This window comes from Paenibacillus sp. CH40 (assembly GCF_024213605.1).
GTDB classification, from domain to species: Bacteria; Bacillota; Bacilli; order Paenibacillales; family Paenibacillaceae; genus Paenibacillus; species Paenibacillus polymyxa_B.
Window position 1 is genome coordinate 771,242 of the sequence record NZ_JANAVQ010000002.1, and the last position, 12,990, is coordinate 784,231.

Genomic DNA, 12,990 nt, shown 5'->3' on the forward strand with positions numbered 1-12,990 from the left:
TTAGTTATTCGTCAAATGCAACCAGTGCATTTACTCCATGAGCAAGAGCGGAACCAGCTTTTAAAGCAGTAGCTACCATAATCGACTCAGCCAGTTCTTCTTTGGTTGCTCCGGCTTTTTTGGCTGCTTTCGTATGAATATCAATGCAATATGGACACCCAGTGGTATGGGCAACCGCAACCGCAATCAATTCTTTTTCCTTGGTACTGAGTATGCTGGCTTTCAACGCTTGCTGATCAAAAGAAGCAAAGGATTTGAACGAATCACTTAATTGGGTAAACTCCCGTAGTCTATTAATATAAGATGCACGGTATAACTCGTCGTCATCGGTACCATCATACGCATTTAAAGCATTAACGCCATGAGCCATCGCCGAACCGGCTTTGAGCGCGGTGGCAACCATTATAGCTTCTGTCATTTCCTCTTTTGATACACCATGTTTCTTAGCTTGTTTTACATGAACCTCAATACAATAAGGGCATCCCGTGGTGTGGGCTATAGCAATTGCAATTAGTTCCTTGTATTTTGCTGTAAGTTTACCCTCAGCCAATGCTAACTTTTCAAAGGCTACAAACGCCTTGAAAATCTCTGGAGAAACCGAGTTAAATTCTCCAATACGTTTAAAATTCGATTTTTTAAATAAACTGTCTTGATGACTCATAGAAAACCCCTCTATTCATTAGAAATTTTAGTGTACTCTGAGCTTTAATTCATCACGCTCAGAATTTTTTCCTTACTTACGTTTTTCATAGATCCTACGATTGAATCAAAAAGTTTCTCTCTTTAAATGCCTCCTTTTAGTCGTAACAAGAAAACATTATTCAATTGATTAATTGAATTATAGAGTGTGTAGGCATTTAAGTCAAGTTCTTTTTATGCGAAGAGGGGACACCTTGGAAGCTATGAATATCCAGGTATTTATGAATCTTTTATATAAATTCAGCCTTCTAAAATAAGGATGAAAATAGCCCATAAAAAAATGAACCCTTAGAATACATTGGTTAAACCCAGGGTTTATCTAATGTATTCTAGTGGGTGCATTTCAAATCGATATAGGTTCTTCGTTATTTTTCAAACTCCGTTTAATATAATGTGTTTAGTGCCTCACGCGTAAACGGAAGTAATTCTTCTGTTCGTCCATCGCGGATTTTGTTTACCCAGTCAGGGTCAGCCAATAATGCGCGCCCGACTGCGATCAAATCGAATTCTCCACGTTCTAATCTCTCGATTAGCCCCTCTATTTGGGTTGTTTTTCCATTCGCATTTTCTCCGTTATCAAAGAAATCCAAAAAATCAGCGTCAAGACCGACAGATCCAACTGTAATTGTTGGTTTCCCTGTCAGTTTTTTTATCCATCCTGAAAGATTCAAGTCAGATCCTTCAAAAGCCGGTTCCCAAAAACGACGAATAGAAGCATGAAAGATGTCAACGCCTGCATCAACTAATGGTGTTAAGAAGTGTTCTAGTTGTTCTGGAGTTTCTACTAATTTTGCTGTATACGCATCATATTTCCACTGTGAGATTCGCAACACAATTGGAAATTCTGGTCCAACAGCAACTCGGCAAGCTGCGATAACCTCACTAGCAAAGCGCGTACGATTGACAATATCACCACCGTATTCATCGTTACGCGAGTTTGTTTTTTTCCAAAAGAATTGATCAATTAAAAATCCATGTGCCGCCATAATCTCGATGCCATCAAACCCAACTTTTTTAGCATTGACTGCTGCCTGCACGAAGGCTTCAACTAATTCCGAAATTTCTTGTTTAGAGTAATTATTGACGTTACCACGTGCACCCATGTGCCATATTTGCGAGAAAATTTTGCCACCGACTTCGTGGATACCATTAACTACTTCTGACCATCCATTTAGCGCCTCTTCTCCGTATAAGTGTGGTACGTCCTCCTGCCATGCTGGCACCTCGGATGCAACATCAGGATGGTTGATAAATGTACCCTCTGTTAGAATAAGTCCAACACCATTTTCAGCTCTACGACGATAATACGCAGCGACATCCCTCCCTGGCACTCCATTTGGAGAAAAATTTCGAGTCATAGGTGCCATTATAATACGATTAGATAGTTTGAGATTTCCCATTTCGAATGGTTTAAAAAGAGCATCAACAGATTGAAAATTATTCACAAAAAAACCTCCAAGTTTTATTATTGTCATTTTATAACGTAGACGTTCGTATATTAGCAACAATTAAATCAACTTATCTAATCCCTAACAATGCATATAAAAAGACTCTCATTCTAACGTTTATAAAATGAACTGAGAACCAAGTTATGGCTGCACCACCACAGAAGCCTGTTAAATAGGGCAGCTTTCCTCCATTAAAGCAGATATCCAAATTGGCTCCATCTTCGGCTTAGGGCTTGTTTTACCTAAGACATTGATTTTCATGTAATTTGGGAAAACACTCTTCCATCAATGAAATTACTTGAAACCAAATCCTTGCTGCTCCAACATTCTTCTCACTTCAAGATAATAAATGTGGTTATAGAAGGAGGATATTTCTTGACTCCAACCTCTTGTTTCTTTTCCATTTGTACGTTTATCCATGTAGTTAGAGATCGTTTGATCATATTCTTTAATGAGGCCTTCTAAGTTGGTGTCGTACCGTTCTTTATGCCAAATTGCTTTTTGAGGTAAACGTGGCTTCTTCGAGTAGTTTCTATATTGATACGAAATAGCGAAAAATCCCTTATAAACGTTTGTTATATACCTCAACAGCACTTTGCAGAAAATCCTCTATCTCTTCGCGTGATTTACGAAGCTTGTTGACATATCGAGTAAGCTCTTTACCGTCGACATAGGCAACAAAGCTTGGAATACCCATAATATTTTGTTCTTCACTTACAGTACCTACATGATCTACATCCACCTCGATGAGATCCAGATCATTCGCAAATTTTTCTTCAACTTCAGGCATGAATGGATCAATAAATTTGCAGTCCGGGCACCAGTCTGCTTTAAAAACAGCAACTGTAATTTTGGGGGAACGGATAGCTGTATCAAATTCTGTTTTAAAGGTAATTTTTTTCATTTTAAGATCTCCTTTTTTAATGGATGGTTTACCATTCCAATTGATGTTGTTCAATATAGTTACTTGTCAGATCATCTCCAGCATCAATCGATACCTTACCTTCGGTACCTACCGGCACACCTGCTTTGACAAGCAGCTGACCAATGTGGCATTTTTCTTCTGCTTGTAAGAATAATGCTTCGACCACAGTGATATCTTCCTTTGATGCACTCGAGGATAAAACAACATGCGGACGATGTGTAATGCTCAGTTGGTCCCCTCTAGCTATGTCCCCTTCTGTGTCCATAAAGAACCCGACAACGGGTACTTTCTTGCGATCGAGCATGTACGCTAGTGTCAGAGCATAACAAGCAATGGCAGAGGACATCAGGAGTTGTTGTGGATTAGCACCTTGTCCACTTCCGCCTTTCATAACAGGGATAGCAATTTGGGTTTGTAAATTGTCGCCTTTCATACGACCAAAACCTTTCGCGTCTTTGAACCAAACCGTATTCATATTCACTTTTTGATTCGGCATTTTAAAATGCTCCTTTCCATATTTTCAATACTTGTACTTGTCACTAAAATCCTTAGATTCCAAGAAACTTCAAAACGTTCTATTCGGTTACGACGTTTTAATTATTTTCCAAAGAATCGATAAACTTTTCGCTATCCATGGCCGCCATGGCTCCAGTCCCTGCTGCAGTAATAGCTTGACGATAGCGAGTATCCTGTACATCTCCACAAGCAAACACACCTGAAATATTTGTCATTGATGTGCCGGGTACTGTAACGATATAGCCGTTCTGATCCGTTTCAATTTGACCATTTAAAAAGTCCGTATTCGGATGATGGCCGATGGCTACAAATACACCATGTGCATGTAGGATTTCCTCTTCGCCTGAGATATGGTTCCGGACTTTCAATCCTGTCACTCCACGCTCTTCCGCAACAACTTCAAGTGGGGTCCTGCTTAAAGCCCACTCAATTTTTGGGTTTGAACGAGCGCGATCTTGCATAATTTTTGAGGCTCTCAGTTCTTCTCGACGATGCACCACAGTAACTTTGGAAGCGAATCGTGTTAGAAAGTTTGCTTCTTCCAATGCAGTATCGCCTCCACCCACTACAATGAGTTCCTTATTTCGAAAGAAAAAACCATCACAAGTGGCACAAGTACTAACTCCCCGGCCTACATTTTCTGTTTCGCCTGGTATTCCTAAATATTTCGCACTGGCACCGGTTGAAATGATCAGAGTCTCAGTAATGATTTCACCTTTGCCCTCCACTTCCAGTTTAAACGGCCGTTTTTCCAAATCTACCGTCTTTACCCAACCATTAAGAAATGTAGCCCCGAAGCGTTCCGCTTGTTTACGCATATTATCCATTAATTTGGGGCCCATGATGCCTTCTGGAAATCCAGGATAATTCTCAATTTCAGTTGTTGTTGTAAGCTGTCCTCCTGGTTCAAGTCCTTCAATGACGAGCGGATTCATATTAGCACGAGCCAGGTAGATCGCTGCGGTCAGTCCTGCTGGACCAGTTCCAACAATTACAGATTTATACATATTCATCCCTCCAAATTCGATATTTTTTACAGTTGTTTATAACCATATTTTTTAATATTCAATTGATTAATTGAATTATAGCATTAGGAAATCTGCTCGTCAATACAAGGATGGAAAATGACTACGAATGAGACACACATTGTAGAAATATATTTAGGGGCGGATGTTTGACTAATCTTTGCATAATGAAAAAAGCTGACAGAGCGCAATGGCAGTGTCAACTTTTTTTGTGAGAGTTTATGTTTCATATGCGTTGTATGTTGGAGTAAACCAGAATTTAAGGCTTTCTTTTTAACTTTCTAAATAGGGTATTCTTATAAATTTTATCAAGTTATATCCTTTTGACTTGACTCCACTCGGGTTGTTCATGTTAAAATTTTAATATTCAATTGAATGAACAAGAGCCGATTTCATGAGTAAAGTCAATTTTTGAGTATATAATTTCCTCATTATGATTCTTCAGTTATGGATTATAGTTTAAGGTGTATTCTAAGGCTTCTCCTATGCATGATTGGAATTGGGGATTCCCGTTTTATAATACGACAAGAATAGAGGTTGAGAATAATGGAAGATATGCTGAACTCTGCGAAAATCTTTAAGGAAGATCTCTATAAACAATTGGCTAGAATCGGAAAATGTTTATCCAGTGATAAGCGTCTTGAGATCTTAAATGTGCTATCCAATGGTTCTAGAACCGTAGAAAAAATAGCTACCTGCACAGACATGAATATTGCGAATGTATCTCGCCACCTTCAAGTTCTGCTCGATGCAAAACTGGTTAAATTTACAAAAAAAGGAGTATATGTGATCTATTCTTTGGCTGATCCAGAAATCATCGAATTTCTTTCCTCTTTATGGCGAATCAGTGAAAAACAACTTCCTGACATTAGTAGAATGAAAGACGATTTCCTAAACAATCTTGATGACGTTCAAACGCTTACGATGGATGAGGTTAGGGAGAAGATTAATAATGATTCAATAATTTTGGTGGATTTACGTCCTAAAGAAGAGTATGACATGGATCATATTGCGGGAGCAATTTCAGTGCCGATGGAAGAATTAGATGCACTAATAAGAGAGATACCGAAAAACACAGAAATCATCGCATATTGTAGAGGTCCACTGTGTGTCTACTCAGCTCTGGCGACGCAGAAATTACAATCTGAAGGCTTTACGGCTTTTCGCATGGAAGAGGGCTTAAATGAGTGGCAAGAACATTTTCAGTTACACTAAGCTGACTTCTAAGAACAGACGAATAACAATTAATTTCTCCAATTCTTAACTAAAAGACTTCAAGGCCAATATTATTAGGCTCTGAAGTCCTTTTTAGTTAAGACAAACTTAGGAAACATGATATGATTCCTCTTAAGAGGTGGTTAGAAGTGGCGAATATTCAAGAAATTGCACGCTTAGCGGGAGTATCTACAGCAACTGTATCACGAGTAATTAATAAACACGGCTACGTAAGTGATTTAACCAGACAAAAAGTTTTAGGAATTATCGAGGAGCTTGATTATGTCCCCAATGCTAATGCGATCTCTCTAAAAAAAGGGAAAACTCGTCAGATTGGAATAATGACGGTCTCTTTTAGTCCCATTATTATTAATTTTGTTCGTGCATTCACTCTTTTTGCTGAGAAAAACGGATTTATCATCACTCTTTTTATCACGAATGGAGAACCTGAAAAGGAGCTTATCGCCCTAGAAATGCTAAAACGGAAGCAATTAGATGCTATCGTGTGTTTGATACGGTCCAATGAATGGGATGTCATTGAATCCTATGCCCGGTATGGCCCCATTGTTATATGGCAACGTCTTCAAAACGAGAATCTTCCTTCTGTCTTTATGGATCAATTTCATGCCTATTCGACAGGTCTTGAATATCTTCATTCCAAAGGTTACCGAAAAATACTTAGCATATATCCGATGTCCAAAGGACTGAATACAAAGGAACGCATTCGTGCCCATACAGAATTCGTTAAGAAACACAATCTCATGGCGTATCCATTTCCTCATTTCGAAGATAAAACTTTAGTTCGTGATGGGGAGGAGCTTGCTAAATGGTGGGTATCGCAGGAAGACCGACCTGATGCTATTTTTTGTGCCAATGATGAAGTGGCAGCTGGTCTTATGACAGCCCTGCGTCGATTGGGATTTTCCATTCCGGGAGATTTGGGGATTATGGGCTTCGATAATACAGAGGTGGCTCACTTGCTCGATTTGACAACGATTGACTATCCTATCGACCAGCAAGCTGAGAATGCATTTCTTATTTTGCAAAATAAGTTGAATAACACCAAAAACAGGCTAAACACTTTAACATACAAGTTAGTTGAGCGAAGTTCGACATAACGCAGTATCTTTAGTATTACAGGCGTATGGTAAATCCTACAGTACATTAATAGAACCACTTGTCCAAATTGAACAAGTGGTTCTATTAACCCGCGAGTCGTAGGCTACCCACCCATAGAATTATATCATCACTCAGAAATATTCAGGACAGCACGGAATCGAGTCGATGCTGACATCATTTTATCGTATGCTTCGCTAGCACGATCTAATGGATATGACTCAATCATGGGGCGAATATCCGTCAGCACACTGAAATTAATCGTCGCTTGGATTTCTTCCGCTCCGCCTGTTAACGTACCTTTGACCGTGTTAGATCCTTTCAAAAAGTCCATCGCTGACAATTCTAGTGGATCAGTGGAAGTTGCCACAATGATGAGCTCGCTGTCTTGACCCAACCCGTTGATCAGAGAGGAAACGGCCTTCGCGTTAGGTGCAGTTGCCAAGATGACTTTTGCACCGCCTAATGCTTGTAATGCCTCAGCCGGATCTTCTTTGGCCGAATCAATGTAGTGATGGGCTCCAAGTTCACGTACGAGAGCTTCTTTATCATTTCCTCGTGAAATAGCCACAGTGCGATATCCGGCTTTGCTTGCAAACTGAACGGCAAGATGTCCCAGTCCACCAATCCCCTGAATCGCTACTAGATCACCAGGGCGAGCTTTACTATTTTTGATGGCACTAAAGGTCGTTTCTCCAGCACACATTAGTGGAGCAGCTTCCATTGCCGAAATTTCATTTGGAATACTGGACAAACTATCCTCATAAGCAACCATGTATTCAGCATATCCACCGTCCATTGTTAATCCGGTCACATGGCTATGTCCCCCATGCCATCCAATGCCGACACGTTCTCCAATTTTCCATTTTGACGAGCCTGCTCCAAGCTCATCAACGATTCCTATCACTTCATGTCCAGGAATGCGGGGATATGCTGACGCCGCACCGCCCATGGCCATTGAATCTCCATTACATACGCCGCAAGCTTCAACGCGGAGCAATACTTGCCCTTCTGCCGGCTGCGGAACCGGTACCTCAACTAACTGCATTTTTTCTCCTGCAGCTGGAATTTGCATGGCTTTCATTTTCCTCATGAATAAACCTCCTTAGTTTTAAAATAGTGGTACTCCATTAGTATAGTTTAAATAGGTCAAATATTCAATTAATTAATTGTATATTTGAATTGATTATTTTCATTACGGATGAATAGATTCGTTGCAACTTCTTGTAAGTTTTGTATTTTTGTTATCTGATTGATGATTTTTGAGACTACTAGTTCAGCTGACTGAAGTGCACCTTCAAGATGTCACCAAATTCTGCACTTGCTTCTGTTCCAGCAAAGGCAATTTATTTTTCCATTCCCCAGATGCAGGTATAGGTCCGTAATGCGGAAAATTTTGAAGTGGAATACGATCTTCGGATATAGCAGTGCTCGCAGGTCACTTAAGCCAGCACCAATAATAATCACGGGGTTCTTCATTCTTTTCTCCATCGTATTAAATAGTTTTATTTTCATGTTGATATTACCTTAGAATTTATACCGCATTGTACAACTGTTCTAATCGTGCTTCTAATTGTTCAAACTGAACAAACCGTCCTTCACGAAGATATTCCTTTTGATCAAAAAATAAGATGATCGTGGGAACTGTAAAAATCAATAATTTGCCTGCAACCGCCTCTACCTGACTAGCATCTATATGCGCAAGTTTTATTTCTGGATAGTTGTTGAGTAATTCTTTTAGTTTGGGATAAATTGCATGACATACATTACAATCCTCTTGAGATACATATAGCATACTTAATCGGTTATTTTGGATAAACGTATCTATTTCATTCACTGAAGTTATTTCTTGGACATTTATCATTAATCTCCCGCCTTACTGTATGTTATTCGGAACTGAATGGCTCCAGATCCAATATTATTCAATGCAGTTTTGTCCTAATTTACTTTTCTGACTCCATTCAATTAATTGAGAAACTGGATCTACTAATAACTAATAAATACAAATCATGAAATCCCTGTTTTGGTAAAATACGTGCCGCTTTTTTTCCTTTAAAATATTAATCGGTCAATATAATTACGCTATCTTTTGGAGACAAATCTTTTCCCCAAACAAACGGCAATCGCCCTAGGAAGACATTGTGGATTCCTGAAATGCTATTTTTCAAAATCGGAACTATCTCTTAATGTCAATCCATTTAATATAAACAGGCACCTGATTTTGTTTGATTATAAAGATAACATCTTACACCGCAAGGAAGCGAAAATGTTGAGTTAGCCAGTAAATTATCCTATATCTATTCCGTTCTGTCATATTAAGTCGAATCATTAAAATCAATAGAACAGTTGAATTTAATGATTAAATTTCAGTTTTATCAACTCTCTAAATCCAACTTTAAATGTTAAAAGCACTATATTTTTCACTTGCATCTTTTATTTAAATTTCATTCCTCATTCTCCATCGTAAGCATTCCACTCTCGGGCTCCTTCTTCTATTCGATACGCTGTGAAGCCCTGTTTTTGAATAAAATCAACAGCTTGAGATGCAAGAGAACAATAAGGGCCCCGACAGTATGCAGCAAGTTCTACATCAGCTTTATTTAATGTTTTTAGGTATTCTTCCAACTGCTCTAAAGGTACAGATATAGCACCTGGGATATGAGATGTTTTATACTCCTCAACTGGTCGGAGATCTATGAGAACCATGTTATCCTGCTTCATTTTTGCCAATAGTTCTTTTTTTGTGATACTTTGAACACCTACATATTGCCTTTTCAACTCATCTTTAATCTGTTTTATGTCAGAGAGTCTGTCCTCACACAAATTCCATAAAGAGGACAAAAAATGAGTTACAGATAAATCACTAATATTATATATAACGAAAGTACCTTTTTTTTGAAATCTAACCAATTTTGCTTCCAGCAAAATTTGTAAGTGACGGGATACATTCGCAACACTCATACCAGTTTGTGTAGCCAAACTTTCAACAGATTTTGGTCCGTTTGATAAGAGATCCATAATCTCAAGTCTTTTGTCACTGGATAAACATTTCCCAATTCGAGCAAATTGCTGATATAAACGTTCTTTAATATCCGATTCAGGACATCTACTTTCCATTGGAACCTCCTCTTTGTTGCAATACCTTAGATTTTCGGGTATGCCTTCCTGCATGCGAATCACTCACTAGTATGTCCAAATATAAAATAGCAATCCAACATTTACTTTCCGTTCATTTTGGTTCTAGCTTTAAGAATTCACTTAATAAATTGAAAAAAACGACGGTTCAGAAAAATCCAAATCCGTCGTTCTCTTCACATGTATTTCAATGATTATTACAAAAATGGATTTGTTGAATACTCTGTTAATTAAGCAATCCTAGAATTTTTTCTCTAAGAGCTTGCTTTTGCTCAATCCCCACCATTGTCTCAGCCAATTTACCATCTTTAAATAAGAGTAGCGTAGGAATACTTCTAACTCCAAATTGTTGAGCCAATTCGATTTCTTCATCAACGTTGACTTTGGCTACTGTTGCTTGTCCAGCCAGATCATCAGCTAGCTCATTTACGATCGGAAGTTGCACTTGACAAGGTGGACACCATGGTGCCCAAAAATCGACTAGTGTCACTCCGCTGTTAATGTTCGGTTCAAAATTCTGTTTTGTTAAAGATACTGCTCCCATAAATAGAATCCCCCTTAATTAATTTATCAATTATTCAATCAATTAATTGAATTATACTTTTGAAATCGAATTAAGTCAACTTTTTAATATCTATGAAGTTAAGTTTTTTATACGGCACCAGTATTTTTCTTGTATTATTTGCCCCGTTTGAACTACGTCTAATTTGCTTTTAAACAAAAAAGCCGAAGATCTTTTGAATTAGATCACCAGCTAAAGATTCAACTTATTTAAGATTTTGATTAACTAGGGAGTGCGCCTTTAAACTCAAGTAATCCACTCCATATAACTGCCAAGATTAAATAAAATCCTTCTTCTCATTCAAACATTATTTTGCTCGTGAAATAAGAGAAAAATCACAGAGTCGAATCCCAAACTTGGAACTCATCTGTGTTTTGCTTTTCTCGAATATTTTAGCTTTGGCTTGTCTGTTTATTTAATGCATCTATTTCAATTACTATGAACTGAAACCACTCGCTGGTCTTTTCATCTCTCAATTTGTTTTTTTAATATCTCCATGTTGTTTTGAATAATAAGTCTCTGAGCACCAATTAATTTGAGGCTCTCTATTCTTCTCATAAATCTTTATTAGTTGGTTTAAAACGAAAATCTTTTGTACGATATTTTCACAAAAAAAGTTAAGCTGTCGTTTATAAAAATTAATATCCTTTTGATAAGGATGGCGATACGTTTGATTCCTCTCATATACATCAAGAAGCTGAATATGTAAATTATATATATCTTTATAATTAATCTTAATCTCCTCCGTTCTATTTTAGAATCAGTATTCCCATTTAGACAAGGAAATAGACATATGATTTCAATCTAATATTTCTTAGAAATTAATCAACAAAATAAAAAAACTGCTGAGATCGTTTCGTCCCAACTTAAAAATTACAATGTATAAACAGGTCTGCTAATTATCTAAATACCCCGGGTAAATTAAAGCCTAAGTACCAAAGATGCATTCTCCAAATAGCAATGATGAGATCTGAATGAGTGCAACCTTTTTCTTGAAACGGTCATTTCACCTGCTATACATAAAGTAAAAAAGCCCCTTTTTAACGGGACTATTTAGGTTAGATATTTGATTGTCCTGTAGCTAAAAATGTTATACCAAAATTTTAGTCGAGCAAAGGTGATTTTTCCTTCAAATAATGTTTGTCTCACTTCTTGTTATAAAAAATAGGCTATCCTTTTTCACCATAAACTAAGAACACTTAGATTAATCATTAACAGATAATTTTGTGTTTACTTAGCCTTAATTCCCGATTTCACTGGGTTTTCGGGGATATAGCCTGTCTCATTTAGATGATATAAATAGTCTTGTGAGTTATAACTTCAATTGAGACAAAAACAGCCTAAAATAGGCTGTTTTTATATCATGAATTTTGAGAAAATTATAACATGAGCTAGGATAAACCCACTGTTTCTATACAACTAATTGAGACTTTATCAAAACAAAGAAACAAAGTAATGCTTTCTAAAAGGGACAATGAAATAAACAACGTCATTATCAGCTGCGACTATAAAATATCAAATGCTTTAATTAAGTGGCCATTTGTCTCGTCTATATCTTTTACTGCAATCATGCTTTTGTTCAAATCTTAGAAAAACGACAAGGGTAGTTATTCAGTATATAATAAGTTACTGTCTTGTACTTGCTTAAAAATCACACAATATTCTATGCCAGTTAACATCCTCAATAATAAAAGACATTACAATAAGTGAATTAGGAGAAGCCATGCTTCTTAATCAAACTACGGTTACTCGGAATGTGAACATCTTAAAAAAGCAGTTTCGTTGACGTCGTACAAAGTACAATTGATTCAAGAACTAGGATTATTACAGTGACAGAATTAGGATTGGCCAAGTTACAAGAAGCTATCCTATTTGGCAGGTAAGCCACTCCAATAGCGGTAAACATAATACTAACGTTAACGTTGGTGGTAACATTAATATCTGTATTTCTTGGAAGTGTAATCTATGATTTTATTGCAAATAAATGAAAATTTCAAAGAGAAACGCTCTAACGATCTTTTTATCACTTCTGATCAGAATCCAGAGTCCCCAATTCGAACCACCTGCTCCAACGATTTCTCCTAACGAAACATAAACAGTTGGCTCTTAGAAGTTAATTGACATTGGGATGCTATACAGAAGTAGTGGTGCTAAGATAACTGTATATTTAGAAAGTACTAAACTTAAATTTCATTTTCTAATATCTACTCGCTTCCGAAAAAGACAAAAAGAGCACTGCCAGTAAGGCTGTGCTCTTTTATTGCGCTTGGCAACGTCCTACTCTCCCAGGACCCTGCGGTCCAAGTACCATCGGCGCTGGAGGGCTTAACGGTCGTGTTCGGGATGGGT

General features: G+C 37.6%; 11 protein-coding genes and 1 rRNA gene. 2 read left to right on the top strand and 10 right to left on the bottom strand.

From position 1 onward, the window contains the following. Positions 1 to 4: 4 nt before the first annotated feature. The 5 genes from NLX73_RS10055 to trxB form a co-directional block, all read right to left on the bottom strand. Positions 5 to 661 (bottom strand): carboxymuconolactone decarboxylase family protein, encoded by a 657-nt coding sequence (locus NLX73_RS10055; protein WP_254326033.1) that lies wholly within the window; start codon positions 659 to 661, stop codon positions 5 to 7. A gap of 421 nt (positions 662 to 1,082) precedes the next feature. After that, positions 1,083 to 2,144 (bottom strand): NADH:flavin oxidoreductase, encoded by a 1,062-nt coding sequence (locus NLX73_RS10060; protein WP_254326034.1) that lies wholly within the window; start codon positions 2,142 to 2,144, stop codon positions 1,083 to 1,085. 565 nt (positions 2,145 to 2,709) lie between these two features. After that, on the bottom strand, positions 2,710 to 3,051 hold the full coding sequence (locus tag NLX73_RS10065; RefSeq protein ID WP_254326035.1) for a thioredoxin family protein: 342 nt from the start codon (positions 3,049 to 3,051) through the stop codon (positions 2,710 to 2,712). A gap of 28 nt (positions 3,052 to 3,079) precedes the next feature. Beyond that, entirely contained in the window at positions 3,080 to 3,568 is a 489-nt protein-coding gene (locus NLX73_RS10070; protein ID WP_254326036.1) for an OsmC family protein, read from the bottom strand. A gap of 97 nt (positions 3,569 to 3,665) precedes the next feature. Further along, complete coding sequence (gene trxB / locus NLX73_RS10075; RefSeq protein ID WP_250261923.1) at positions 3,666 to 4,595, bottom strand: thioredoxin-disulfide reductase; 930 nt, start codon at positions 4,593 to 4,595, stop codon at positions 3,666 to 3,668. A 564-nt stretch (positions 4,596 to 5,159) separates the two neighbouring features. On the opposite strand from trxB, the gene NLX73_RS10080 reads away from it, so the two are divergent. Together NLX73_RS10080 and NLX73_RS10085 are read left to right on the top strand one after the other, a co-directional pair. Continuing rightward, positions 5,160 to 5,828: an ArsR/SmtB family transcription factor gene (locus NLX73_RS10080; RefSeq protein WP_023988726.1), complete on the top strand. Its 669-nt coding sequence runs from the start codon at positions 5,160 to 5,162 to the stop codon at positions 5,826 to 5,828. Between the two features lie 149 nt (positions 5,829 to 5,977). Beyond that, a complete protein-coding gene (locus NLX73_RS10085; RefSeq protein WP_254326037.1) occupies positions 5,978 to 6,946 on the top strand; it encodes a LacI family DNA-binding transcriptional regulator in 969 nt (322 codons plus the stop codon). 128 nt (positions 6,947 to 7,074) lie between these two features. On the opposite strand, the gene NLX73_RS10090 is transcribed toward NLX73_RS10085, so the two are convergent. From NLX73_RS10090 to rrf, 5 genes are all read right to left on the bottom strand, one after another. Further along, positions 7,075 to 8,037 (bottom strand): zinc-binding dehydrogenase, encoded by a 963-nt coding sequence (locus tag NLX73_RS10090; RefSeq protein WP_254326038.1) that lies wholly within the window; start codon positions 8,035 to 8,037, stop codon positions 7,075 to 7,077. A 441-nt stretch (positions 8,038 to 8,478) separates the two neighbouring features. Beyond that, positions 8,479 to 8,808 (bottom strand): thioredoxin family protein, encoded by a 330-nt coding sequence (locus tag NLX73_RS10095; protein WP_044647494.1) that lies wholly within the window; start codon positions 8,806 to 8,808, stop codon positions 8,479 to 8,481. 587 nt (positions 8,809 to 9,395) lie between these two features. Continuing rightward, positions 9,396 to 10,061 carry an ArsR/SmtB family transcription factor gene (locus NLX73_RS10100; protein WP_254326039.1) on the bottom strand — a complete coding sequence of 222 codons (666 nt, stop codon included), beginning with the start codon at positions 10,059 to 10,061 and terminating at the stop codon, positions 9,396 to 9,398. A 244-nt stretch (positions 10,062 to 10,305) separates the two neighbouring features. After that, the gene (gene trxA / locus NLX73_RS10105) at positions 10,306 to 10,623 is read right to left on the bottom strand and encodes a thioredoxin (RefSeq protein WP_254326040.1); all 318 of its coding nucleotides are present in this window, start codon (positions 10,621 to 10,623) and stop codon (positions 10,306 to 10,308) included. A gap of 2,282 nt (positions 10,624 to 12,905) precedes the next feature. Next, positions 12,906 to 12,990: ribosomal RNA gene (gene rrf / locus NLX73_RS10110) — 5S ribosomal RNA — on the bottom strand; the annotation flags it as partial.

Bases quoted from the DNA above. Each gene is read 5' to 3' on its own strand.
- NLX73_RS10080 (WP_023988726.1), top strand. From the start codon at position 5,160: ATGGAAGATATGCTGAACTCTGCGAAAATCTTTAAGGAAGATCTCTAT.
- NLX73_RS10070 (WP_254326036.1), bottom strand. From the start codon at position 3,568: ATGCCGAATCAAAAAGTGAATATGAATACGGTTTGGTTCAAAGACGCG.
- NLX73_RS10090 (WP_254326038.1), bottom strand. From the start codon at position 8,037: ATGAGGAAAATGAAAGCCATGCAAATTCCAGCTGCAGGAGAAAAAATG.
- NLX73_RS10095 (WP_044647494.1), bottom strand. From the start codon at position 8,808: ATGATAAATGTCCAAGAAATAACTTCAGTGAATGAAATAGATACGTTT.
- NLX73_RS10055 (WP_254326033.1), bottom strand. From the start codon at position 661: ATGAGTCATCAAGACAGTTTATTTAAAAAATCGAATTTTAAACGTATT.
- NLX73_RS10100 (WP_254326039.1), bottom strand. From the start codon at position 10,061: ATGGAAAGTAGATGTCCTGAATCGGATATTAAAGAACGTTTATATCAG.
- NLX73_RS10065 (WP_254326035.1), bottom strand. From the start codon at position 3,051: ATGAAAAAAATTACCTTTAAAACAGAATTTGATACAGCTATCCGTTCC.
- trxA (WP_254326040.1), bottom strand. From the start codon at position 10,623: ATGGGAGCAGTATCTTTAACAAAACAGAATTTTGAACCGAACATTAAC.
- trxB (WP_250261923.1), bottom strand. From the start codon at position 4,595: ATGTATAAATCTGTAATTGTTGGAACTGGTCCAGCAGGACTGACCGCA.